Origin of the sequence: Clavibacter michiganensis, assembly GCF_016907085.1 — a bacterium.
Lineage (GTDB): Bacteria > Actinomycetota > Actinomycetes > Actinomycetales > Microbacteriaceae > Clavibacter > Clavibacter michiganensis_O.
The window spans coordinates 1,110,942-1,135,401 of sequence record NZ_JAFBBJ010000001.1 but is presented as its reverse complement, the minus strand read 5'-3'; the positions used below and the strand labels follow the sequence as shown (position 1 = coordinate 1,135,401).

The following is a 24,460-nucleotide window of genomic DNA, read 5'->3' as shown; positions in this document are numbered from 1 at the left end:
CTCCGGAGGCGCCCGCCCGCGCTGTCGTCCCGCCCGGTCGCCCGACGGGACCCCTCCGGCACCGGCACTAGATTTGATGCATGTCATTCTCAGTCGCCGTCGCGGGCGCCAGCGGCTACGCAGGCGGGGAGCTCCTCCGCCTGCTCGCCGACCACCCGCGCCTCGAGGTCCAGACGCTCACCGCCTTCCAGAACGCGGGCGAGCGTCTGCGACAGGTGCACCCGCACCTCACCTCGTACGCCGACCGCACCTTCGTCGAGACGACCGCCGAGCAGCTCGCGGGCCACGACGTGGTCTTCCTCGCGCTGCCGCACGGGAAGTCGGGCGCCATCACGGCCGAGCTCGACGACCAGACCCTCGTGGTCGACTGCGGCGCCGACCACCGGCTCGTCGACGAGGCCGCGTGGGACGCGTTCTACGGCGGCGAGTTCGCGGGCGCATGGCCCTACGGCCTGCCCGAGCTGCTGCACGCGGAGGAGGGCGGCACCCAGCGCACGCGCCTCTCCGGCGTCAAGCGCATCGCCGTGCCCGGCTGCAACGTCACGGCCATCACGCTCGGGCTCCAGCCCGGCATCCGCGCGGGCGTCATCGAGCCGGAGGACATCGTCGCCGTGCTCGCGGTCGGCCCGTCCGGCGCCGGCCGCTCGCTGAAGACGAACCTGCTGGCCAGCGAGATCCTCGGATCCGCGAGCGCCTACGCGGTCGGGGGCACCCACCGGCACACGCCGGAGATCCGGCAGAACCTCGAGACGGCGGGCGGCGGGCACGTGAGCGTCTCGTTCACGCCCGTGCTCGTGCCGATGGCCCGGGGGATCCTCGCCACGGCCACCGCGCGCCTCGCCCCCGGCTTCTCCGCGCACGACGTGCGCGCCGCATGGGAGCTCGCCTACGCCGACGAGCCGTTCGTGCACCTGCTGCCGGAGGGGACGTTCCCCAACGTGTCCGACGTGACGGGGTCCAACACCGCGCTCGTGGGCCTCGCCATCGACGAGGCCGCGGGCCGCGTCGTCACGGTCACCGCGATCGACAACCTGGTCAAGGGCACGGCGGGCGCGGCGATCCAGTCGGCCAACATCGCGCTCGGCCTCCCCGAGGCCATGGGCCTCCCGGTGAACGGGGTGGCCCCGTGAGCGTCACCGCCGCGCGCGGCTTCGTCGCCGGAGGGGTCGCCGCCGGCCTCAAGTCCACGGGCGCGCTCGACGTCGCCCTCGTCCGCAACACCGGCCCGTCGCAGGCGGCCGCCGCGGTCTTCACCAGCAACCGCTGCCAGGCGAACCCCATCCTCTGGTCGCGCCAGGTCATCGGCGACGGCCGGGTGAGCGCCGTCGTCCTCAACTCCGGCGGGGCGAACTGCTACACGGGATCCCGCGGCTTCCAGGTCACGCACGCCACCGCCGAGGCGGTCGGCCGCGCGCTCGACGTCTCGAGCGGCGACGTGCTCGTCTGCAGCACCGGCCTCATCGGCGAGCAGCTCCCGCTCGAGAAGCTCGAGGACGGGGTCGCCCGCGTCGCCGTAGCGCTCGCCGACGGCGGGGGTGACGACGCGGCCCGCGCCATCATGACCACCGACACGAAGCCGAAGCAGTCGGTGCGATCCTCCGACGACGGCTGGACGGTGGGCGGCATGGCCAAGGGCGCGGGCATGCTCGCGCCGGGGCTCGCGACGATGCTCGTGGTGATCACCACCGACGCCGACCTCGACAGCACCGCGCTCGATGCCGCGCTCCGCGAGTCCACGCGCGTCACGTTCGACCGCCTGGACTCCGACGGCTGCATGTCGACCAACGACCAGGTCACGCTCCTCGCGAGCGGCGCATCCGGCGTCGTGCCGGACGCGGACGCGTTCCAGGCCGCGCTCACCGCGGTGTGCGCCGACCTCGCCGAGCAGCTGCAGGCCGACGCCGAAGGCGCCTCGCACGACATCGCCATCGAGGTCGTCCACGCGGCGTCCGACGACGACGCCGTCGAGGTCGGTCGCGCGGTCGCCCGCAGCAACCTCTTCAAGGCCGCCGTCTTCGGCAACGACCCCAACTGGGGCCGCGTGCTCGCGGCCGTCGGCACGACCGGCGCCGCCTTCGACCCCTACGGCATCGACGTCGCCATCAACGGCGTCCAGGTGTGCCGGGCGGGGGAGCCGCACGAGATTCGCGATCTGGTCGACCTCCACCCGCGCGCCGTGCACGTCCTCATCGACCTGCACGCGGGCGACGCGACCGCGACCATCCTCACCAACGACCTCACGCACGACTACGTGCACGAGAACAGCGCGTACGCCAGCTGATGGGCGGCGCAGACGGGACGGACGTGACCGCCATCACGCAGGACGCCGCCGAGCGCGACCAGGCGCAGGCCGAGTCGAAGGCCGCGACGCTCATCGAGTCGCTGTCATGGCTGCAGCGCTTCCACGACCGCATCGTGGTCGTGAAGTTCGGCGGCAACGCCATGGTCGACGAGGAGCTCACGCGCACCTTCGCCGAGGACGTCGTCTACCTCCGCTACGCGGGGCTGCGTCCGGTCGTCGTGCACGGCGGCGGTCCGCAGATCAGCGCGATGCTCACGCGCCTCGGCATCGAGAGCGAGTTCCGCGGGGGATACCGCGTCACCACGCCCGAGGTCCTCGAGGTCGTGCGCATGGTGCTCACCGGCCAGGTCAGCCGGGACGTCGTGCGCGGCATCAACGCGCACGGCCCACTCGCGGCAGCCGTCTCGGGCGAGGACGCGGGGCTCTTCACGGGCCGCCGTCGTGGCGCCGTGGTCGACGGCGTCGAGGTCGACCTCGGCCTCGTGGGCGACGTCGTGTCCGTGGATCCCACGGCCGTGCTCGCGCAGCTCGACGCCGGCCGCATCCCGGTCGTCTCCTCCATCGCGCCCGACGAGTCCGACCCCGCCGTCTCGCTCAACGTCAACGCGGACGCCGCGGCGGCCGCGCTCGCCGTGGCCCTCGGCGCCGAGAAGCTCGTCATCCTCACCGACGTCGCCGGTCTCTACCGGGACTGGCCCGACCGCGGATCGCTCGTCTCGGACATCCGCGCCGACGAGCTGCGCGCCCTGCTGCCATCCCTCGAGTCGGGCATGATCCCCAAGATGGCGGCGTGCCTCGAGGCCGTCGACGGGGGAGTGCCCAAGGCCGCGATCATCGACGGCCGCATCCCGCACTCGATGCTCCTCGAGATCTTCACCACGAACGGAATCGGAACGGAGGTCGTGCCCGCATGACCACGACCCAGCCAGAGCGCCGCACCACCCAGACCGAGAGCGAGTGGTCCGACCGCTTCCAGGCCGCGATGATGCGCTCGTCCCCGCCGCCGCTCGCCATGCTGGTGCGCGGCGAGGGCTGCCGCGTGTGGGACTCGACCGGCCGCGAGTACCTCGACTTCCTCGCCGGCATCGCCGTCAACTCGCTCGGGCACGCGCACCCGGCGCTGATCCGCGCGGTCACCGAGCAGGTCTCCACGCTCGCGCACGTCTCCAACTACTTCGCGACGCCGCCTCAGATCGCGCTCGCCGAGCGCCTCCGCCGCATCACGGGCGCGGGCGACACCGGTCGCGTCTACTTCGGCAACTCGGGCGCCGAGGCGAACGAGGCCGCGTTCAAGCTCGCGCGCCGCAACGGATCCGCGCATCGCACGCGCGTCATCACGCTGCAGGGCTCCTTCCACGGCCGCACGATGGGCGCCCTCGCGCTCACCGGCCAGCCCGCGCTGCAGGCGCCGTTCCTCCCGCTGCCGGGTGGCGTCGAGCACATCGCGCCGACCCTCGAGGCGCTCGAGGCGGCGATCGACGACAGCGTGCAGGCGCTCATCCTCGAGCCGATCCAGGGCGAGGCCGGCGTGGTCGACCTGCCCGCCGGCTTCCTCCGCCGCGCCCGCGAGCTCACGCGGGAGCACGGCGCGCTGCTCATCCTCGACGAGATCCAGACCGGCGTCGGGCGCACCGGCCGGTGGTTCGCGTACGAGCACGAGGGCATGCGGCCCGACGCGGTCACGATCGCCAAGGGCATCGCGGGCGGCGTGCCCATAGGCGCGCTCGTGGCCTTCGACGCCGCGGCCGACCTCCTGCAGAAGGGCCAGCACGGATCCACCTTCGGCGGGAACCCGCTCGCCACCGCGGCCGGGAACGCGGTGCTCGCGGAGATCGAGGACGCCGGGCTCGTCGAGAACGCCGCCCGCCGCGGCGAGGAGATCCGGGCCGCCATCACGGGCCTCGAGTCCCCGCTCATCGCCGAGGTGCGTGGCCGGGGCCTGCTCATCGGCGTGGGCCTCCACCACGAGGATGCCGGACGCATCGCGGCCGCCGCGCTCGGCGAGGGTCTCATCATCAACGCGCCGAACGCCCGCAGCCTCCGCATCGCGCCGCCGCTCACCGTGGGCGACGCCGAGGTGCGCGACTTCCGCGAGCGGTTCGGCCGGGCGCTGGCGCACCTGCGCTGACCCGGGCGGGGAGCCGGCCGACACGACCGCCCGCGCTCCCTGCCGCCTGCGTCCGCGCACCCCCGGGCGGGGGTGCCCGCGGACGGATCCGCCCCCGCACGTCCCCTAGGCTTGTCTGACCCCGAGTCCCCCGAGAGCGAGCGATGCGATGACCCGCCACTTCCTGCGCGACGACGACCTGAGCCCGGCCGAGCAGGCCGAGGTGCTCGATCTGGCGGTGCAGCTCAAGCGCGAGCGCTGGTCCGAGCGCCCCCTCGCGGGTCCGCAGACGGTGGCCGTGATCTTCGACAAGTCCTCGACCCGCACGCGCGTCTCGTTCGCCGTCGGCATCGCGGACCTCGGCGGCGTCCCGCTCATCATCAGCACCGCCAACAGCCAGCTCGGCGGCAAGGAGACCGCGAGCGACACCGCGCGCGTGCTCGAGCGCCAGGTCGCCGCCATCGTGTGGCGCACCTACGCGCAGTCCGGCCTCGAAGAGATGGCCGCCGGCACCACGGTCCCCGTCGTCAACGCGCTGTCCGACGACTTCCACCCGTGCCAGCTCCTCGCCGACCTCCTCACCATCCGCGAGCACCGCGGGGATCCCGCGGGCCAGACCCTCACCTTCCTGGGCGACGGCGCCTGCAACATGGCGCAGTCCTACCTCCTCGCCGGCGCGACCGCGGGCATGCACGTCCGCATCGCGGCCCCCGCCGGCTACGTCCCGTCGGAGGCCGTCGTCGCGGACGCCGAGCGCATCGCCGCGTCCACGGGCGGCTCCGTCCGCGTCCTCACGGATCCGGTCGAGGCCGTCACGGGCGCCGACGTCGTGGTCACCGACACCTGGGTGTCGATGGGCCGCGAGGAGGAGAAGGCCGTCCGGCTCGCCGAGCTCGGCGCGTACCAGGTCACGACCGAGCTCATGGCGCACGCGGTCGACGACGCGATCTTCCTGCACTGCCTTCCCGCCGACCGCGAGTACGAGGTGGCCTCCGAGGTCATCGACGGTCCGCGATCGGTGGTCTGGGACGAGGCGGAGAACCGCCTGCACGCCCAGAAGGCGCTGCTCGTCTGGCTCCTGCGCCGGTCCTGACGCAGCCCACACCCCGAGACACCTCAGCAACGAAACGGAGAACGGCATGGCCGAACGCGTGGTACTGGCATATTCCGGCGGACTCGACACCTCGGTCGGCATCGGCTGGCTCAAGGACGCCACCGGCAAGGAGGTCGTGGCCCTCGCCGTCGACGTCGGCCAGGGCGGCGAGGACATGGAGGTCATCCGGCAGCGCGCGCTCGACTGCGGTGCGGTCGAGGCCGTCGTGGTGGATGCGAAGGACGAGTTCGCGGACGACTACATCGTCCCCGCGCTCAAGGCCAACGCCCTCTACCAGAAGCGCTACCCGCTGGTCTCGGGCCTCAGCCGCCCGCTGATCGCCAAGCACCTCGCGCGCGTCGCCCACGAGCTCGGCGCGAACAGCGTCGCGCACGGCTGCACGGGCAAGGGCAACGACCAGGTCCGCTTCGAGGCCGCCGTCGCCGCGCTCGCGCCCGACCTCACCTCCATCGCGCCCGTCCGCGACCTCGCGCTCACCCGCGACAAGGCCATCGTCTACGCGAACGAGCACGACCTGCCCATCGAGCAGAGCAAGAAGAGCCCGTACTCGATCGACAAGAACGTCTGGGGCCGCGCGGTCGAGACCGGCTTCCTCGAGGACCCGTGGAACGGCCCCATCGAGGACCTCTACGAGTACACGCAGGACCCCGACGTGCTGCGCGACCCCACCGAGGTCACCATCACGTTCGAGTCCGGCGTCCCCGTCGCGATCGACGGCGTCCGCTACTCGCCGCTCCGCATCGTCCAGGAGCTCAACGCCGCGGCCGGCGCGCACGGCATCGGCCGCATCGACGTGGTGGAGGACCGCCTCGTCGGCATCAAGAGCCGCGAGGTCTACGAGGCCCCCGCCGCGATGACCCTCATCGAGGCGCACGAGGAGCTCGAGAGCCTCACGATCGAGCGCGACCTCGGCCGCTACAAGCGCGGCGTGGAGAAGGACTGGGCGAACCTCGTCTACGACGGACTCTGGTTCTCCGGCCTCAAGCGCTCGCTCGACGCCTTCATCGAGGACTCGCAGCGCCACGTGTCCGGCGACATCCGCATGACGCTCCGCGGCGGACGCGCGGTCGTCACCGGCCGCCGCAGCGAGTCGAGCCTGTACGACTTCGACCTGGCCACCTACGACACGGGCGACACGTTCGACCAGTCGCTGTCCAAGGGCTTCATCGAGCTGTGGTCGCTGCCGAGCAAGATCTCGGCGCGCCGCGACCTCGCGGTCGAGCAAGCCGCGCTGGCGGCCGACGACGCCGCGCCCGCCGCGGAGTAGCCGCATGACCGAGAGCACGGATCCGTCCTCCCGCGCGGGCGAGGCGGGCGCCCTCTGGGGCGGCCGCTTCGCCGGCGGCCCGTCGCCGGAGCTCGTGGCGCTCAGCCGCTCGACGCACTTCGACTGGCAGCTGGCGCCGTACGACATCGCCGGGTCCCGGGCGCACGCCCGTGCTCTCGCGTCCGCGGGCTACCTGACGGACGCCGAGCGCCAGGCCATGCTGCAGGCGCTCGACACCCTGGAGGACCGCGTCCGGTCGGGCGCTCTCGTCGCGTCCGAGGCCGACGAGGACGTGCACGGCGCCCTCGAGCGCGGCCTCATGGACATCGCGGGCACCGAGCTCGGCGGCAAGCTCCGCGCCGGCCGCAGCCGCAACGACCAGATCGCGACGCTCGTGCGCATGTACCTGCGCGACCACGCGGCCGTCATCCACGCGATGCTCGTCCAGCTGATCGACGCGCTGGCCGCGCAGGCGGAGGCGGCGGGGGGCGCGATCATGCCGGGCCGCACCCACCTGCAGCACGCGCAGCCCGTGCTCCTCGCGCACCACCTCCTGGCGCACTGCTGGCCGCTCGTCCGCGACCTCGAGCGGCTCGCCGACTGGGACGCGCGCGCCGACGTCTCGCCCTACGGATCCGGCGCCCTCGCGGGCTCGACCCTCGGCCTCGACGCCGGCGCGGTCGCCCGCGACCTCGGCTTCGCGCGCAGCTCCGAGAACTCCATCGACGGCACGGCCGCCCGCGACGTCGTGGCCGAGTTCGCCTTCGTCCTCGCCCAGGTGGGCATCGACCTGTCGCGGCTCAGCGAGGAGATCATCCTCTGGAACACGCGCGAGTTCGGGTTCGTCACGCTGAGCGACTCGTACTCGACCGGGTCGTCGATCATGCCGCAGAAGAAGAACCCCGACATCGCCGAGCTCGCGCGCGGCAAGTCCGGTCGCCTCATCGGCAACCTCTCGGGCCTGCTCGCGACCCTCAAGGGCCTCCCGCTCGCGTACAACCGCGACCTGCAGGAGGACAAGGAGCCCGTGTTCGACTCGGTGCAGACCCTCGAGGTGCTGCTCCCCGCCTTCACCGGGATGATCGCGACCCTGCGCTTCGACACCGAGCGCATGGCCGAGCTCGCGCCGCAGGGCTTCTCGCTCGCGACCGACGTGGCCGAGTGGCTGGTGAAGCACCGCGTGGCCTTCCGCGACGCGCACGAGATCACGGGCGAGCTCGTGAAGGCCGCCGAGTCCCGTGGCGTGGGCCTCGAGGACCTGTCCGACGACGACCTGCGGGCCGTCTCGCCGCACCTGGTGCCCGAGGTCCGCGAGGTGCTGAGCATCGAGGGATCCGTGGCGAGCCGCGACGGGGTGGGCGGCACCGCCCGCGTCCGGGTGGACGAGCAGCGCGCCGAGCTGGTGCGTCGCGTGGCGGACCTGCGCACGCGGGCCGACGCGGCCGCCGAGCGCCGCGCGTCGGCGGCGTCGGGCGAGGCGTCGGCGTGACGCTCTCGAACGGCCGCCGCCCCGAGCGGCCCGAGCCCCGGCACCGCTGGCTCCTGCCGCTCGTCATCGGGGTGGCCGTCGCCGTCCTGGTGTTCGTCGTGGTCGTCGCGAGCCTCAACGGCGAGCTGATCTGATCCCCGCGTGATCGACGCGGCCTTCTTCGCGCGCGACGCGGTCGAGGTGGCACCCGCCCTCCTCGGCGCGGTCCTGTCGCGCGACTCCGAGGAGGGCCGCGTCGCCGTGCGCCTCACCGAGGTGGAGGCCTACCGCGGGGTGGGCGAGGATCCCGGCTCGCACGCGTTCCGGGGGAAGCGCGCGCGCAACGCGACCATGTTCGGCCCGCCCGGCCACCTCTACGCGTACTTCACGTACGGCATGCACACGTGCGCGAACGTCGTCTGCGGACCCGAGGGGACGAGCGCCGGCGTGCTGCTCCGCGCGGGCGAGGTCGTCGAGGGCATCGAGCTGGCGCGGATCCGACGGGGCGCCGCCGTCCGCGACCGCGACCTGGCGCGCGGCCCCGCGCGCCTGGCGGTGGCGCTCGGCATCCCGCTCTCCGACGACGGCGCGCCGCTCGACGCGGCGCCCTACGGGCTCGTGCTGCCGGACGTGACGCTCGCGCTGCCGGCGTCGGGTCCGCGTGTGGGCGTGTCCGGTCCGGGCGGATCCGGCGAGCTCTTCCCCTGGCGCTTCTGGGTGCCGGGCGATCCGACGGTCTCGCCGTATCGCGCGCACGTCCCGCGCATCCGCCGCTGAGCGGTCCGAGCCTGTCCGCTATCGGACGACGAGCACGACCGCCGCGCAGCTCGCGGCCCACAGCCAGCTGACGAGCGTGCCGATGATGAAGCGCTCGCGCGCCTCCGCCGCCTCGCCGAGCTCCGAGAAGCGGCCGACGCCCTTGATGGCTATGACGACCGCCAGCGCCTCGGGGTAGCCGGCGAGGATCACGGCCACGACGGCCAGGCGCTCGAGCATGCCGATCGTGGCGCCGCCGCGCAGCACCTCGCGAGTCGGCCGACGCAGCGCGGACGGCTCGTCCTCCTGCCCGCGCGGCGCCACCAGGATCCCGCCGTACGCACCGGGCGGAACCGAGCCGCGCGTCGCGAGGGCGAGCACGACGGTGGACGCCGACCCTCCGCCCAGCACCGCGAGCACGACGGCGACGAGCCCGAGGTACCCCACGACCAGCGGGGACGCGGCGCCCGAGAGCGCGAGGCCCAGCACCACCGTGGCGGCGAGAGCTGCGGCGGCCCCGGCGACCGTGCCCGTGCGCGGGGAACGCACGGCCAGCAGCGCGAGCACGAGGCTCGCGGTGGCGAGCACGCAGAGGACGACCCAGGCCGCGACCTCCGCGGGCGAGCCGACGGGGATCACGAGCGGTGCCCGTCCCGCGTCGCGGCGGGTTCCCCGGCTGCCGTCGCTCCCGCGTCGAGGTGCGCCAGCAGCGCCTCGAGCCCGGGGATCGCGGCGCGCTCGGCCCGCCACCCGCTCGTGCGCAGCCGCGTGCTCACCGCCTGCGGCGTGATCCCGAGCTCGGCCGCCACCTCGCGCTGCGTCCCGCCGCCCTGCATGCGGTCGACGACGTCCCAGCCCTGCGGGGTGCGGCGGTCCCGCGCGAGCAGCAGCAGCGTGAGGAGCGCCTCCACCTCCGCGGCGCCGGGCAGCTCCGGTGCGGGGCCGTCATCGGCGCGCGCGGTCGGCGGATCCGTCGCGAGGGCGAACCGCGTCGCGCTCCGCTTCGCCGCGGTGACGGCGTCGCGGGCGGCGATGAACGCCGGCCCCGTCGCCTCGCGCGTCGCCCGGGGGAGCGGGGTCCGCACCGTCCCGATGCCGAGCCCGACGCTCCAGTGCCCAGCGCGCGTGAGCAGCAGCACCATGTCGAGCGCGGTGGCCGCGTCCGCGACGAGCGCCTGCACCTCGTCGCCGGACGTGCGGTCGACCGGGAGCACCAGACGCCCCTCGTAGCGCGCCGCGAGGTCGTCGCGCCCGGTCCCGGCACGATCGACGTCGTGTCGGCTCGCCTTCTGATCGGCCGTGATGACGAACATGCTCACTCCTCAAGTCCCTGAGCTTGATGATGGCACATCAATGCCACGTACTTGACTCGATCGGATCAATGACGAGGAATTGATGCCCATCGGCGCCGAAGGACTCCATCGTGGCGTGGACCCCCGACACCCGACCCGTCGGCCACCGCCGCGCCCCACCGCCCCGGCGATGCCGCGCTGGTACCGTGATCGGGTGACGAACGCCGATCCCGACCGCTTCTCCGCCCAGCGCAACGACCCGTCCTTCGAGGACGTGTGGGAGGAGATCGTCTGGCGGGGGTACGTGCACGTCTCCACGGACCAGGACGCGCTGAAGGAGCTGCTGTCCGGTCCGCCCATCGCCTACTACTGCGGCTTCGACCCCACCGCGCCGAGCCTGCACCTCGGCAACCTCGTGCAGCTGCTCCTCATGCGGCGGCTCCAGCTGGCCGGGCACCGGCCGCTCGGCCTCGTGGGCGGGTCGACGGGGCTCATCGGCGACCCGCGACCGACGGCGGAGCGCACGCTCAACAGCCCGGAGGTCGTGGCGGAGTGGGTCGGCCGCATCCGGGCGCAGGTGTCCGCCTTCCTCAGCCCGGAGGGCGACAACGCCCTGCGCATCGTCAACAACCTGGACTGGACGGCGCCCCTGACCGCCATCGACTTCCTCCGGGAGGTGGGCAAGCACTTCCGGGTGGGCACCATGCTCAAGAAGGACGCCGTGAGCGCGCGCCTCAACTCCGACGAGGGCATCAGCTACACAGAGTTCAGCTACCAGATCCTGCAGGGGCTCGACTTCCGGGAGCTCCACCGCACGTACGGGTGCGTGCTGCAGACCGGCGGCAGCGACCAGTGGGGCAACCTCACCAGCGGCACCGACCTGATCCGGCGCAGCGAGCGGGCGACCGCTCACGCCATCGGCACGCCCCTCATCACCAACTCGGACGGCACCAAGTTCGGCAAGAGCGAGGGCAACGCGGTGTGGCTCGACCCCGAGCTCACGAGCCCGTACGCGTTCTACCAGTTCTGGCTCAACACCGACGACGCCGACGTGATCCACCGCCTGCGCATCTTCACGTTCCTGGACCGGGCGCGCATCGACGAGCTCACGCGCGCCGTGGAGTCCGAGCCGTTCCGGCGCGAGGCGCAGCGCGCGCTCGCGTGGGAGGTGACCACCCTGGTGCACGGGGTCGCGGCGACGGAGTCCGCGATCGCGGCTGCGCAGGCGCTCTTCGGCCAGGGCGAGCTGACCGCTCTCGACGAGCCCACGCTCCGCGCCGCGCTCGGGGAGCTGCCGTCGGCCGAGATCCCCGTCGGGACCACGGTGATCCAGGCCCTGATCGACACGGGTCTGGTCTCGAGCGCGGGGGAGGCCCGGCGCGCGATCACCCAGGGCGGGGTGTACGTGAACAACGTCGCCGTGGGCGACGCGGCAGCCGTCGTGGACGATCTCCTGCGCGGCCGATTCGCCGTGATCCGGCGGGGCAAGAAGACCCTCGCGGGCGTCACCGTCTCCTGAATCCGGCCTCTACCGGGCCTTTGTTCCGGAGGCCGTTGCGACACGCCCGGGATGCGGGTTGTTTTGCGGGGGTGGGGTGGTCCGCGTAATGTCTCCTCTTGTCGCCGGAACGGGCGGGAAGCTGGAAGGCTTCCGGAGCTGTTCTGGTGGGTGATGATCCTGGTGAAACAGAAGTTGCCGTGGCCCTGAGGGTTGCGTGTTTACCATCAACTGAGCTAGGGTCTGATTCTGCTTCCGACGTGAGTGCTGGGCCTGTGTGGTCTGGATCACTCCCACGGGGAGCGGTGGAGTGTGAGCTCCGATGGCTGGCTGTGATGGTCGGTGTCGGGAGCGTCCGTTCCTTGAGAACTCAACAGCGTGCACAATGTCAAATGCCAAATACCCGTTGCGGGTGTCCTTCGGATGCTCGTTTCGGATTCCTTTGGAATACATTTAAACAAACAAGCAAGTCAGTAATGATTTGTTCTGTCGGTTTCAAACTTGCTGGTTCGTGTTCGATTCCCGTTCACGTCTGGCTTTAGATGTGCCGGCTGCTTTTGGGTGGTCGTGCGTTTAAGCATTTATGGAGAGTTTGATCCTGGCTCAGGACGAACGCTGGCGGCGTGCTTAACACATGCAAGTCGAACGGTGATGTCAGAGCTTGCTCTGGCGGATCAGTGGCGAACGGGTGAGTAACACGTGAGTAACCTGCCCCCGACTCTGGGATAACTGCTAGAAATGGTAGCTAATACCGGATATGACGATTGGCCGCATGGTCTGGTCGTGGAAAGAATTTCGGTTGGGGATGGACTCGCGGCCTATCAGGTTGTTGGTGAGGTAATGGCTCACCAAGCCTACGACGGGTAGCCGGCCTGAGAGGGTGACCGGCCACACTGGGACTGAGACACGGCCCAGACTCCTACGGGAGGCAGCAGTGGGGAATATTGCACAATGGGCGCAAGCCTGATGCAGCAACGCCGCGTGAGGGATGACGGCCTTCGGGTTGTAAACCTCTTTTAGTAGGGAAGAAGCGAAAGTGACGGTACCTGCAGAAAAAGCACCGGCTAACTACGTGCCAGCAGCCGCGGTAATACGTAGGGTGCAAGCGTTGTCCGGAATTATTGGGCGTAAAGAGCTCGTAGGCGGTTTGTCGCGTCTGCTGTGAAATCCCGAGGCTCAACCTCGGGTCTGCAGTGGGTACGGGCAGACTAGAGTGCGGTAGGGGAGATTGGAATTCCTGGTGTAGCGGTGGAATGCGCAGATATCAGGAGGAACACCGATGGCGAAGGCAGATCTCTGGGCCGTAACTGACGCTGAGGAGCGAAAGCATGGGGAGCGAACAGGATTAGATACCCTGGTAGTCCATGCCGTAAACGTTGGGAACTAGATGTGGGGACCATTCCACGGTCTCCGTGTCGCAGCTAACGCATTAAGTTCCCCGCCTGGGGAGTACGGCCGCAAGGCTAAAACTCAAAGGAATTGACGGGGGCCCGCACAAGCGGCGGAGCATGCGGATTAATTCGATGCAACGCGAAGAACCTTACCAAGGCTTGACATATACCGGAAACATGCAGAGATGTGTGCCCCGCAAGGTCGGTATACAGGTGGTGCATGGTTGTCGTCAGCTCGTGTCGTGAGATGTTGGGTTAAGTCCCGCAACGAGCGCAACCCTCGTTCTATGTTGCCAGCACGTAATGGTGGGAACTCATAGGAGACTGCCGGGGTCAACTCGGAGGAAGGTGGGGATGACGTCAAATCATCATGCCCCTTATGTCTTGGGCTTCACGCATGCTACAATGGCCGGTACAAAGGGCTGCGATACCGTAAGGTGGAGCGAATCCCAAAAAGCCGGTCTCAGTTCGGATTGAGGTCTGCAACTCGACCTCATGAAGTCGGAGTCGCTAGTAATCGCAGATCAGCAACGCTGCGGTGAATACGTTCCCGGGCCTTGTACACACCGCCCGTCAAGTCATGAAAGTCGGTAACACCCGAAGCCAGTGGCCTAACCGCAAGGGAGGAGCTGTCGAAGGTGGGATCGGTGATTAGGACTAAGTCGTAACAAGGTAGCCGTACCGGAAGGTGCGGCTGGATCACCTCCTTTCTAAGGAGCATGTGCACCTCTCCTCTGTATACAGGGAGATCAATGGTGCCAAGTCACGCGTCAGGCGTCTGTTCTGGCGGTGGCGCTCATGGGTGGAACATTGACATTGATGCCGGCTGATGTGTCGGGCTGCTAGTACGCCTCCTTGTGGGGTGGGAACGTGGTTCGGTGTGTCGAGGGCATGTTGCACGCTGTTGGGTCCTGAGGGACCGGGCCGCATCTTTCGGGGTGTGTCTGGTTTCTTGTCGGACCCTTTCCGTCGTCCCTGAGTGGATGGTGGTGGGGTACCGCCCGTATATTGAGAACTACACAGTGGACGCGAGCATCTTAGATTCACCGGTTTTCCGGTGGATCACAAAGATCTATTTATAGATCATTGGTCAATTCTGTCTCCTCTAGGGGAGGCGAAACGATTCAATCTCATGTGATTTCAAGATTCTAAGAGCAAACGGTGGATGCCTTGGCATCTGGAGCCGAAGAAGGACGTATAAATCTGCGATAAGCCTCGGGGAGCTGATAATAGAGCTTTGATCCGAGGATTTCCGAATGGGGAAACCCCGCCAGGCCCTTTGGGTGACCTGGTGACTCCCGCCTGAATATATAGGGCGGGTAGAGGGAACGTGGGGAAGTGAAACATCTCAGTACCCACAGGAAGAGAAAGCAAAAGCGATTCCGTTAGTAGTGGCGAGCGAAACCGGAAGAGGCCAAACCGATCATGTGTGATATCCGGTAGGAGTTGCATGGTCGGGGTTGCGGGACTTTCCGTACAGTTCTACCGAGCTGTGAGGGCAATGAGCGCGATATAGACGAATGGTCTTGAAAGGCCAGTCATAGAGGGTGCGAACCCCGTAGTCGAAATGTCGTCGCCTGTCCGGAGAGTATCCCAAGTAGCACGGGGCCCGAGAAATCCCGTGTGAATCTGTCAGGACCACCTGATAAGCCTAAATACTCCCAGATGACCGATAGCGGACAAGTACCGTGAGGGAAAGGTGAAAAGTACCCCGGGAGGGGAGTGAAATAGTACCTGAAACCGTTTGCTTACAAACCGTTGGAGCACCCTTGTTGGTGTGACAGCGTGCCTTTTGAAGAATGAGCCTGCGAGTTAGTGATATGTGGCGAGGTTAACCCGTGAGGGGCAGCCGTAGCGAAAGCGAGTCTTAATAGGGCGTATGAGTCGCATGTTCTAGACCCGAAGCGAAGTGATCTATCCATGGCCAGGTTGAAGCGACGGTAAGACGTCGTGGAGGACCGAACCCACTTCAGTTGAAAATGGAGGGGATGAGCTGTGGATAGGGGTGAAAGGCCAATCAAACTTCGTGATAGCTGGTTCTCTCCGAAATGCATTTAGGTGCAGCGTTGCGTGTTTCTTGCCGGAGGTAGAGCTACTGGATGGACGATGGGCCCCAAAAGGTTACTGACTTCAGCCAAACTCCGAATGCCGGTAAGTGAGAGCGCAGCAGTGAGACGGTGGGGGATAAGCTTCATCGTCGAGAGGGAAACAACCCAGACCACCATCTAAGGTCCCTAAGCGCGTGCTAAGTGGGAAAGGATGTGGAGTTGCATAGACAACCAGGAGGTTGGCTTAGAAGCAGCCACCCTTGAAAGAGTGCGTAATAGCTCACTGGTCAAGTGATTCCGCGCCGACAATGTAACGGGGCTCAAGCACGCCACCGAAGTTGTGGCATTTATATTATAGGCAGGCCTTCGTGGTCCAGCCGTATGGATGGGTAGGAGAGCGTCGTGTGGCCAGCGAAGCGGCGGTGTGAACCAGCCGTGGAGGCCACACGAGTGAGAATGCAGGCATGAGTAGCGAAAGACGGGTGAGAAACCCGTCCTCCGAAAGACCAAGGGTTCCAGGGCCAGGCTAATCCGCCCTGGGTAAGTCGGGACCTAAGGCGAGGCCGACAGGCGTAGTCGATGGACAACGGGTTGATATTCCCGTACCGATGAAGAACCGCCCAAGACAATCCAGTAATGCTAAGTGTCTGAATCCTTGATTCGATCCCTTCGGGGTGACGGTCTTGGCCTAGCACACGACCCTACGCTGGGGCGTTTAGCGTATTAACAGGTGTGACGCAGGAAGGTAGCTGAGCCGGGCGATGGTTGTCCCGGTCTAAGGATGTAGGGCAGAAGATAGGCAAATCCGTCTTCTATGTAGCCTGAGACCCGATGGGTAGTCCTCACGGACGAAATCAGTGATCCTATGCTGCCGAGAAAAGCATCGACGCGAGGTTCCAATCGCCCGTACCCCAAACCGACTCAGGTGGTCAGGTAGAGAATACTAAGGAGATCGAGAGAATCGTGGTTAAGGAACTCGGCAAAATGCCCCCGTAACTTCGGGAGAAGGGGGGCCTGAGGCGTGTAGGGATTTACTCCTGAAGCGTTTGAAGGCCGCAGAGACCAGTGGGAAGCGACTGTTTACTAAAAACACAGGTCCGTGCTAAGTCGCAAGACGATGTATACGGACTGACGCCTGCCCGGTGCTGGAAGGTTAAGAGGAACGGTTAGCACGCAAGTGCGAAGCTGAGAATTTAAGCCCCAGTAAACGGCGGTGGTAACTATAACCATCCTAAGGTAGCGAAATTCCTTGTCGGGTAAGTTCCGACCTGCACGAATGGCGTAACGACTTCCCAGCTGTCTCAACCGCGAACTCGGCGAAATTGCACTACGAGTAAAGATGCTCGTTACGCGCAGCAGGACGGAAAGACCCCGTGACCTTTACTACAGCTTGGTATTGGTGTTCGGTGTGGCTTGTGTAGGATAGGTGGGAGACTGTGAAGCTCGGACGCTAGTTCGGGTGGAGTCATTGTTGAAATACCACTCTGGTCACTCTGGATATCTAACTTCGAACCGTAATCCGGTTCAGGGACAGTGCCTGGTGGGTAGTTTAACTGGGGCGGTTGCCTCCTAAAAAGTAACGGAGGCGCCCAAAGGTTCCCTCAACCTGGTTGGTAATCAGGTGTCGAGTGTAAGTGCACAAGGGAGCTTGACTGTGAGACTGACAAGTCGAGCAGGGACGAAAGTCGGGACTAGTGATCCGGCAGTGGCTTGTGGAAGCGCTGTCGCTCAACGGATAAAAGGTACCTCGGGGATAACAGGCTGATCTTGCCCAAGAGTCCATATCGACGGCATGGTTTGGCACCTCGATGTCGGCTCGTCGCATCCTGGGGCTGGAGTAGGTCCCAAGGGTTGGGCTGTTCGCCCATTAAAGCGGTACGCGAGCTGGGTTTAGAACGTCGTGAGACAGTTCGGTCCCTATCCGCTGCGCGCGTAGGAAATTTGAGAAGATCTATCCCTAGTACGAGAGGACCGGGATGGACGAACCTCTGGTGTGTCAGTTGTTCCGCCAGGAGCACCGCTGATTAGCTACGTTCGGAACGGATAACCGCTGAAAGCATCTAAGCGGGAAGCCGGCTTCGAGATGAGATTTCCATCCCTTTTAGGGTGAAGGCTCCCGGCTAGACTACCGGGTTGATAGGCAGGATGTGGAAGCGAGGACTAAAGACTCGTGGAGCTGACCTGTACTAATAAGCCGATATCTTGAAAACACTTTGCTTGCGTCCACTATGTGGTTCCCGATATACGGTCGGGTGCTAATTGAACAACCAGCTTGACTGGTCGATTCATCACAGATTTCATGCCCTGTGGGGTGTGTATGAGGTGTTTCGGCGGCCATAGCGAGAGGGAAACGCCCGGTTACATTCCGAACCCGGAAGCTAAGACTCTCAGCGCCGATGGTACTGCAGGGGGGACCCTGTGGGAGAGTAGGACACCGCCGGACTTAACTTGAGAATGATCGGGGAGGCCCGTCGCACATCGTGCGACGGGCCTTCTCGCGTTAACGCGAGCCATCATCGTCAGGGATGAGGTCGGCGCGAGTGGATCCCGAAGGCCGCCCGTCGATCCCTGGGCGCAGCGGTGCGGGGCATGCGAGACCGCGCCGTGCAGTCGCCACACCGGGCACCAGGTACCACGCACCGGACGTGCGGGCACGGACCGGTCCGTGTCCGTAGGGCGTGGCACCGGTTAGCCTGGGACCAGACTTCCGTAGCACCCACAACACCACAGACATCATCTGGCCCTCGCGGCCGACAGGAGCACAGTGAGCGACTCTTCCGATCGAGACAGCCGGCCTGAGGGCCAGGACCGCGGATCGTCGCACTCGTCGCGCGGGCGTGACGGCGGCAAGCCGCCGTATGAGCGCGGTTCGTCCGGGGCGCCGCGTGGTCCCCGGGATGGCGGTCGGGCCTCTGGTGGTGATCGCTCCGCTGGAGACGGCGAGCGCAAGCCCTGGTCGAAGGACGGTGGGGCGGCATCGCGCCCGCGTGACGGGGAGCGCAAGCCCTGGTCGCGCGACGGCGGTGCCGGGCCTGCCCGCCCTGCTCGGGATGGTGAGCGGAAGCCCTGGTCGAAGGACGGCGGCAGCGGATCTCCTCGTCCGCAGCGAGATGGGGAGCGCAAGCCCTGGTCGCCGGACGGCGGTGGACGGTCGCCTCGTCCTGCGCGGGATGGAGAGCGCAAGCCGTGGTCCAAGGATGGTGGTGCGTCCGCCCGCCCGCAGCGCGATGGTGAGCGCACGCCCTGGTCGCGGGATGGTGCTCCCGCGTCCCGGGGGCCGCGCGACGCCGTGCGGAAGCCGTGGTCGAAGGACGGCGGACGTGACGCGGGTGGCCGTGATGCCGGCCGCGGAGGCGCTCGGCCGCCACGGGACGGCGACAAGCTGTGGACGCGCGACGGACGACCGGCGCGCAACGATCGTGACGCTCCTCGCTACGAGGAGGCCCTGACGGAGGAGCAGCTGCGCGCGCGCGAGCTGCGATCCGTGCGTCCGCGTCACGAGGACCCCGAGATCCCCGAGGACGTGAAGCCGGGAGACCTCGATCGCGTCGCCCGGAACGAGCTGAAGACCCTGAGCAAGGACAACGCCGAGGGCGTCGCGCAGCACCTCGTGATGGCAGCCCGGCTCATCGAGGAGGACCCGGAGCTCGCGCACCGGCACGCCACCTCGGCGGCGCGCCGCGCGGGGCGCATCGCGGTGGTCCGGGAGTCGCTGGCCATCACGGCGTACGCCGTCGGCGACTACGCGCTCGCGCTCCGCGAGCTCCGGACGTACCGGCGCATCTCCGGGAAGAACGACCAGCTCGCGCTCATGGTCGACAGCGAGCGCGGCCAGGGACGCCCGGACAAGGCGCTGGAGCTGGGGCGGTCGGTGCCGAAGGAGACGCTGCCGGCGGCGGAGCAGGTCGCTCTCGCGATCGCGATGTCCGGCGCGCGCCTCGACCTCGGTCAGACCGAGGCGGCGCTCGACGAGCTGTCGATCGCCCAGCTGAACCGCGACGTGGCCTACTCGTACAGCGCGGATCTCTTCCACGCCTACGCGGAGGTGCTCGAGGAGCTGGGCCGTTCCGAGGAGGCCGACGCCTGGCGTCAGCGGGCGGATGCGGCAGAGGCGGCGTTCGCGGATCCCGACGAGGGCTGGGACGACATGGTCGAGGTCGTCGAGGAGGAGCTCGAGGGCGAGGACCCCCGGGATGATGACTCCGCGTACGAAGATTCCGGCATGGCGAGCGTCGACGAGGGATCGTCGGCGGACGCGGTCTCGACCTCCGCGGATCCCGACGAGGACGGCGTGCCGACTCCGCCGAGCGAGGACGGGGACAGCGCGGACATCGCGATCGACGTCGACGACGAGCTCGACGCCGATGCGCATGATCACGCCGACGCCGACGCCGACGCCGACGCCCCCTCGCCCGGCGGCTCCGACGCCGACGACGCCGGGGAGGCGGACCGCGATGTTCGCTAGGGCAGCGAAGGGGAGCGCGCCGCTGGACGGCGTGGACGTGATCCTCGCTGATCTCGACGGCGTCGTGTACGCGGGTCCCGACAGCATCCCCCACGCCGTCGACGCGCTGAACCGCGCGGCGGGCGACGGCATCCGGCTCGGCTACATCACCAACAACGCCTCGCGCACCGACGCCTCGGTCGCAGAGCACCTCAGCTCGCTCGGGCTGACGGTCGCGCCCGAGGACGTCGTCACGTCGCCCCAGGCCGCGCTGCGCCTGCTCGCGGACCGCGTGCCCGCGGGATCCACGGTGCTGGTGGTCGGCGGCGAGGGCCTCGTGCACGAGCTCGAGAAGGCCGGCTACGTGGTCACGCGCTCCACCGATGACGAGCCGGCGGCGGTCGTGCAGGGCTTCTCGCCGGAGGTCGGTTGGGCCCAGCTGGCCGAGGCCGCGTTCGCGCTGGCCGACCCGGACGTCGTGTGGGTCGCGACCAACACCGACTGGACGATCCCCGTCGCGCGCGGCATCGCGCCCGGCAACGGCACGCTCGTCTCGGCCGTGCACACGGCGGTCGGGCGCCTGCCCGTCGTGGCGGGCAAGCCAGAGACGCCCATCTTCGACGTGGCGCGCGAGCGCTTCGGCGCGAAGCGTCCCGTGTTCCTCGGCGACCGGCTGGACACCGACATCCTCGGCGCGACGCGCGCCGGGATGGCGTCCGTGCACGTGCTCACCGGGATCGACCGGGCGAAGCAGCTCCTCGCCGCCGAGGAGGACCAGCGGCCGACCTTCATCCTCGAGCACCTCGGGCAGCTGCACGAGCCCTACCCGGAGACGCGGTTCTCGCAGGAGGGTCGCGTGGCGACGGTCGGGAAGTCCTCCGTGCGCATCGCGGGCGACCGCGTCGAGGTCGTGAAGGACGGCGGGTCCACCATCGATACGCTCCGCGCCGCCTGCGCCGTCATCTGGAACTCGGGCCGGCCGATCTACGGGCTGGACGTGCAGGAGTCCCTCTACGTCGCGGCCGGTGCCGCCGGCGCGGGCCGGGCGTAGCGTGACGGCGTGAGCGACGAGCCGGACGACCGCGACGACCGCGACGTCGCCGAGGAGCTGGTCTCCCGGCTGCAGCTGATCGAGGAGCAGCCGCTCGGTGACCGCGCGGCGGCCTTCGCGCTCCTGCACGACGAGCTGCGCGCACGGCTCGAAGGCGGGGATGGGGCCGCGACGCGTGGGTGACCCCGGCGACGGATCCGCGTCCGCTGCCGAGCCGGTTGCCGGCGAGGCCGTGGGCGGCGAGCTCCGCCTCGACGCCGCCCTGCCCGCCCTCGGCCTCGCGCGCTCGCGCACGCACGCCGCCCGGCTCATCGCCGACGGCCTCGTCACGGTCGACGGGCGCGGGGTCGTCAAGGCGTCCTTCCGCGTGACGCCCGGCTCCGTCGTCGAGGTCGCCGGGACCGACGCCTACGTCAGCCGCGGCGCCCACAAGCTCATCGGCGCGCTCGACGCCTTCCCCGAGGTCCTGGTCGCGGGGCGCCTGGCGCTCGACGTCGGCGCGTCCACCGGCGGCTTCACGCAGGTGCTGCTGGAGCGGGGCGCCCGGCGCGTCGTCGCGCTCGACGTGGGCCACGGGCAGCTGGATCCGCTCATCCGCGAGGATCCGCGCGTCGACGTCGTCGAGGGGTTCAACGTGCGCGACCTGACGCCGGAGTCCCTCGCCGGCGTGACGCCCGCGGATCTCGCGGGGGAGCGGCCCGCGCTCGTGGTCGGCGACCTCTCCTTCATCTCCCTGGGGCTCGTGCTGCCCGCGATCGCGCGCACGATCGCGGAGGGAGCCGACGTCGTGCTGCTGATCAAGCCGCAGTTCGAGGTGGGACGCACGGGGATCCGCGAGGGCATCGTGCACGACCCGGGGCTCCGCGACGACGCCGTCATGCGCGTGCTCTGGGCCGCGTGGGACCAGGGACTCGGCACGGCCGGCCTCGTCTCCTCCCCGATCGTCGGCGGCGCCGGGAACCACGAGTACCTCGCCTGGTTCAGCGGTCGTCGGGGGAGCAATCCGACACAATGGAGATCGACGTCGAACGAGATCACAGGAGCGTGAGCGAAGTGGCTGGACCCGCGAGGCACATCCTGGTCGTGTCCCACACGGGACGGCGCGACTCCATCGACGCGGCGCTCAGCGTGTGCGCGCAGCTGGCCGAGGAGGACGTGCACCTCGTGCTCACGGCCGACGAGAAGGCCGACATCCTGCCCTTCGCGCCCGAGATGCAGGGCGTCGCCGTGCTCGGGGAGGACGTGCAGACGGCGGACCTCGAGATCGTCATCGTCCTCGGCGGGGACGGCACGATCCTGCGCTCGGCCGAGATCGTGCGTGGCACCTCGGTGCCGCTGCTGGGCGTGAACCTCGGGCACGTGGGCTTCCTGGCCGAGAGCGAGCGGGAGGACCTCACGGCCACCGTGCGCCGCGTGCTCGACCGCGACTACACCGTCGAGGAGCGCATGACGCTCGACGTCACGCTCAAGGTCGGCGCCGACATCGTCTACCGCACCTGGGCGCTCAACGAGGCGACCGTGGAGAAGGCCAGCCGCGAGCGCATGCTCGAGGTCGTCGTGGAGATCGACGGCCGGCCGCTCGCGTCGTACGGCTGCGACGGCATGGTCGTGTCGACCCCCACGGGATCCACCGCGTACGCGTTCTCGGCCGGCGGCCCCATCGTGTGGCCGAGCCTCGAGGCCATGCTCGTGGTGCCGCTCAGCCCGCACACGCTCTTCGCCCGCTCGCTCGTCGTGGGTCCCGAGTCCACGGTCGCCGTCGAGGTGCTCAGCCGCACCTCCGGCTCCGGCGTGCTGTGGTGCGACGGACGCCGCACGCGCGACATGCCGCCCGGCGCGCGCGTCGAGACCCGCCGCTCGGACATCCCCGTGCGCCTCGCGCGCCTCAAGCAGTCGCCGTTCACCGACCGCCTCGTGAACAAGTTCGAGCTGCCGGTCACCGGCTGGAGGGGGCCGGTCGACCGTGATTGAGGAGATCACCATCCGCGACCTCGGGGTGATCGGCCAGGCCACGCTGCCGCTCGGGCCCGGATTCACGGCCGTCACCGGCGAGACCGGCGCGGGCAAGACCATGGTCGTCACCGCGCTCGGCCTGCTGCTCGGAGCGCGCGCCGACTCGGGCGCCGTGCGGCAGGGGAGCGAGCGCGCGGTCGTCGAGGGGCGCTGGATCATCGCCGCCGACGGCCCCGTGCCGGAGCGCGTGCGCGACGCCGGGGGAGACGTCGACCCGTTCGGCGACGGGACGCGCGGCGAGCTCATCGTCACGCGCCAGCTCTCGTCCGAGGGACGCAGCCGTGCGTCGGTCGGCGGCCGGGGTGCCCCCGCGGCGCTGCTGACCGAGATCGGCGAGCAGCTCGTCGTCGTGCACGGGCAGTCCGACCAGATGCGGCTGCGGTCGTCCACCGCCCAGCGGCAGGCGCTCGACCGGTTCGCCGGATCCGCGCTCGCGCCCGTGCTCGGCGAGTACCAGGAGGTGTTCCGCCGCTGGCAGTCCGCCCGCGCGGAGCTCGACCGCCTCGTCACGGAGCAGGACGCGCGCACGCGCGAGGCCGAGGAGCTGCGCACGGCCATCGACGCGATCGAGGCCGTCGCGCCCCAGCCGGGTGAGGACGAGGAGCTGCGCGAGCGCATCGACCGCCTCACGAACCTGGAGGACCTGCGGGCTGCGGCGTCCGCGGCCCACGAGCTCATGTCGTCCGAGGACGCGTCCGGCGAGATGGCCGACGCCGCGTCCGTGCTCGACACCGCGCACCGCCGCCTCGACCGGGTCGCCGCGCACGACCCGGGGCTCGCCGAGATCATCGAGTCGCTCGACAGCGCGCGGATCCTCGTGGCGGAGATCGCCGTGCAGCTCTCCGGCTACCTCGCGGGGCTCGACGCCGACGGCGCCCGCGAGCTCGAGACGCTGCAGGACCGCCGCGCCGAGCTCGCCGCCCTCACGCGCGCGCACGGCCCCACCGTGGAGGACGCGCTCGCGTTCCTCGACACCGGCAGCGCGCGCCTGCTCGAGCTCGATGGCGACACCGACCGGATCGACCTGCTGCGCGTCGAGGTGGAGCGCGACGAGCAGCTCGTCGGCGAGCTGGCGGCCCGCGTCACGGCCGTCCGCGAGGAGGCCGGCGTGAGGCTCGCCGCGGCCGTCACGACCGAGCTCGGCGCCCTCGCCATGGCCGACGCGTCCCTCGACGTGCGCGTGTCCCCGCGCGAGGAGCCCGCGCTGTCGGGCGCCGACCGGGTCGAGATCCTGCTGCGGCCGCACGCCGGCGCCGAGGCGCGTCCGCTCGGGCGCGGGGCGTCCGGCGGCGAGCTGTCGCGCGTGATGCTCGCCATCGAGGTCGTGGTGGCCGGCGACGACCCCGTGCCCACGTTCGTGTTCGACGAGGTCGACGCGGGAGTCGGCGGCGCGGCGGCGATCGAGATCGGCCGGCGGCTGGCGCGGCTGGCGGAGCGCGCCCAGGTCATCGTCGTCACGCACCTCGCGCAGGTCGCCGCGTTCTCGACCAACCACCTGCGCGTCGTCAAGGGCGGCGACGGGCAGGTCACGGCGTCGAGCGTCACGCAGCTCGAGGGCGACGCGCGGATCCAGGAGATGGCGCGCCTGCTCTCCGGCCTGCCGGACAGCGAGAGCGGCCTGGCGCACGCGCGCGAGCTCGTGGAGACGGCGGCGTCCCTGCGCTGACCGGACGACCTGCGGCGCGCCGAGGGTGTCGCGGCGCGCGGAT

General features: G+C 69.1%; 18 protein-coding genes and 3 rRNA genes. 19 read left to right on the top strand and 2 right to left on the bottom strand.

The features are described 5' to 3' along the window. The first annotated feature begins 80 nt into the window (after positions 1–80). The 9 genes from argC to JOE38_RS05080 all read left to right on the top strand — a co-directional run bounded on the left by argC (position 81) and on the right by JOE38_RS05080 (position 9,035). Entirely contained in the window at positions 81–1,130 is a 1,050-nt protein-coding gene (argC, locus tag JOE38_RS05120) for an N-acetyl-gamma-glutamyl-phosphate reductase (RefSeq protein WP_204575159.1), read from the top strand. Beyond that, entirely contained in the window at positions 1,127–2,281 is a 1,155-nt protein-coding gene (gene argJ, locus JOE38_RS05115) for a bifunctional glutamate N-acetyltransferase/amino-acid acetyltransferase ArgJ (RefSeq protein WP_204575158.1), read from the top strand. The genes argC and argJ overlap by 4 nt, the downstream gene beginning before the upstream one ends. Before the next feature lie 23 nt (positions 2,282–2,304). Continuing rightward, entirely contained in the window at positions 2,305–3,216 is a 912-nt protein-coding gene (gene argB / locus JOE38_RS05110) for an acetylglutamate kinase (protein ID WP_175345450.1), read from the top strand. After that, on the top strand, positions 3,213–4,430 hold the full coding sequence (locus JOE38_RS05105) for an acetylornithine transaminase (protein ID WP_204575157.1): 1,218 nt from the start codon (positions 3,213–3,215) through the stop codon (positions 4,428–4,430). The genes argB and JOE38_RS05105 overlap by 4 nt, the downstream gene beginning before the upstream one ends. 148 nt (positions 4,431–4,578) lie before the next feature. Further along, positions 4,579–5,502, top strand: a complete 924-nt coding sequence (argF, locus tag JOE38_RS05100; RefSeq protein ID WP_204575156.1) for an ornithine carbamoyltransferase — start codon at positions 4,579–4,581, stop codon at positions 5,500–5,502. Positions 5,503–5,548: 46 nt separating this feature from the next. Next, positions 5,549–6,790 (top strand): argininosuccinate synthase, encoded by a 1,242-nt coding sequence (locus JOE38_RS05095; protein WP_204575155.1) that lies wholly within the window; start codon positions 5,549–5,551, stop codon positions 6,788–6,790. Positions 6,791–6,794: 4 nt separating this feature from the next. Next, on the top strand, positions 6,795–8,279 hold the full coding sequence (gene argH, locus JOE38_RS05090; protein ID WP_204575154.1) for an argininosuccinate lyase: 1,485 nt from the start codon (positions 6,795–6,797) through the stop codon (positions 8,277–8,279). Next, a complete protein-coding gene (locus tag JOE38_RS05085) occupies positions 8,276–8,413 on the top strand; it encodes a hypothetical protein (RefSeq protein WP_012038681.1) in 138 nt (45 codons plus the stop codon). Before argH ends, JOE38_RS05085 begins: the two co-directional genes overlap by 4 nt. Before the next feature lie 7 nt (positions 8,414–8,420). Continuing rightward, a complete protein-coding gene (locus JOE38_RS05080) occupies positions 8,421–9,035 on the top strand; it encodes a DNA-3-methyladenine glycosylase (protein WP_204575153.1) in 615 nt (204 codons plus the stop codon). 18 nt (positions 9,036–9,053) lie between these two features. On the opposite strand, the gene JOE38_RS05075 is transcribed toward JOE38_RS05080, so the two are convergent. Beyond that, positions 9,054–9,653 carry a hypothetical protein gene (locus JOE38_RS05075; RefSeq protein ID WP_204575152.1) on the bottom strand — a complete coding sequence of 200 codons (600 nt, stop codon included), beginning with the start codon at positions 9,651–9,653 and terminating at the stop codon, positions 9,054–9,056. Then, entirely contained in the window at positions 9,650–10,327 is a 678-nt protein-coding gene (locus JOE38_RS05070) for a DNA-binding protein (protein ID WP_204575151.1), read from the bottom strand. The genes JOE38_RS05075 and JOE38_RS05070 overlap by 4 nt, the downstream gene beginning before the upstream one ends. 169 nt (positions 10,328–10,496) lie before the next feature. Here JOE38_RS05070 and tyrS point away from each other — a divergent pair, with 169 nt between their 5' ends. From tyrS to recN, 10 genes are all read left to right on the top strand, one after another. Further along, positions 10,497–11,825: a tyrosine--tRNA ligase gene (gene tyrS, locus JOE38_RS05065; RefSeq protein ID WP_239544749.1), complete on the top strand. Its 1,329-nt coding sequence runs from the start codon at positions 10,497–10,499 to the stop codon at positions 11,823–11,825. A gap of 559 nt (positions 11,826–12,384) precedes the next feature. Beyond that, a 16S ribosomal RNA gene (locus tag JOE38_RS05060) occupies positions 12,385–13,905 on the top strand. 428 nt (positions 13,906–14,333) lie between these two features. Next, positions 14,334–17,453, top strand: a 23S ribosomal RNA gene (locus JOE38_RS05055). Between the two features lie 116 nt (positions 17,454–17,569). Further along, a 5S ribosomal RNA gene (gene rrf / locus JOE38_RS05050) occupies positions 17,570–17,686 on the top strand. The 16S, 23S and 5S rRNA genes sit together here, the layout of an rRNA operon. 1,041 nt (positions 17,687–18,727) lie before the next feature. Next, positions 18,728–19,708, top strand: a complete 981-nt coding sequence (locus JOE38_RS05045; RefSeq protein ID WP_204575149.1) for a tetratricopeptide repeat protein — start codon at positions 18,728–18,730, stop codon at positions 19,706–19,708. Next, positions 19,698–20,738 carry an HAD-IIA family hydrolase gene (locus JOE38_RS05040; protein WP_204575148.1) on the top strand — a complete coding sequence of 347 codons (1,041 nt, stop codon included), beginning with the start codon at positions 19,698–19,700 and terminating at the stop codon, positions 20,736–20,738. The genes JOE38_RS05045 and JOE38_RS05040 overlap by 11 nt, the downstream gene beginning before the upstream one ends. Positions 20,739–20,747: 9 nt before the next feature. Further along, the gene (locus tag JOE38_RS05035) at positions 20,748–20,921 is read left to right on the top strand and encodes a hypothetical protein (protein WP_204575147.1); all 174 of its coding nucleotides are present in this window, start codon (positions 20,748–20,750) and stop codon (positions 20,919–20,921) included. Further along, complete coding sequence (locus tag JOE38_RS05030) at positions 20,914–21,786, top strand: TlyA family RNA methyltransferase (protein WP_204575146.1); 873 nt, start codon at positions 20,914–20,916, stop codon at positions 21,784–21,786. The genes JOE38_RS05035 and JOE38_RS05030 overlap by 8 nt, the downstream gene beginning before the upstream one ends. A 5-nt stretch (positions 21,787–21,791) precedes the next feature. Continuing rightward, positions 21,792–22,709, top strand: coding sequence for an NAD kinase (locus JOE38_RS05025; RefSeq protein WP_374191155.1), 918 nt, complete (start codon positions 21,792–21,794; stop codon positions 22,707–22,709). Next, positions 22,702–24,417: a DNA repair protein RecN gene (gene recN / locus JOE38_RS05020; RefSeq protein WP_204575144.1), complete on the top strand. Its 1,716-nt coding sequence runs from the start codon at positions 22,702–22,704 to the stop codon at positions 24,415–24,417. Before JOE38_RS05025 ends, recN begins: the two co-directional genes overlap by 8 nt. Positions 24,418–24,460: the final 43 nt, after the last annotated feature.

What these genes read in the sequence shown, in the direction of transcription:
- argC (WP_204575159.1), top strand. Translation starts at nt 81, where the DNA reads ATGTCATTCTCAGTCGCCGTCGCGGGCGCCAGCGGCTACGCAGGCGGG.
- argH (WP_204575154.1), top strand. Translation starts at nt 6,795, where the DNA reads ATGACCGAGAGCACGGATCCGTCCTCCCGCGCGGGCGAGGCGGGCGCC.
- JOE38_RS05070 (WP_204575151.1), bottom strand. Translation starts at nt 10,327, where the DNA reads ATGTTCGTCATCACGGCCGATCAGAAGGCGAGCCGACACGACGTCGAT.
- argF (WP_204575156.1), top strand. Translation starts at nt 4,579, where the DNA reads ATGACCCGCCACTTCCTGCGCGACGACGACCTGAGCCCGGCCGAGCAG.
- JOE38_RS05040 (WP_204575148.1), top strand. Translation starts at nt 19,698, where the DNA reads ATGTTCGCTAGGGCAGCGAAGGGGAGCGCGCCGCTGGACGGCGTGGAC.
- JOE38_RS05095 (WP_204575155.1), top strand. Translation starts at nt 5,549, where the DNA reads ATGGCCGAACGCGTGGTACTGGCATATTCCGGCGGACTCGACACCTCG.
- tyrS (WP_239544749.1), top strand. Translation starts at nt 10,497, where the DNA reads ATGCCGCGCTGGTACCGTGATCGGGTGACGAACGCCGATCCCGACCGC.
- JOE38_RS05105 (WP_204575157.1), top strand. Translation starts at nt 3,213, where the DNA reads ATGACCACGACCCAGCCAGAGCGCCGCACCACCCAGACCGAGAGCGAG.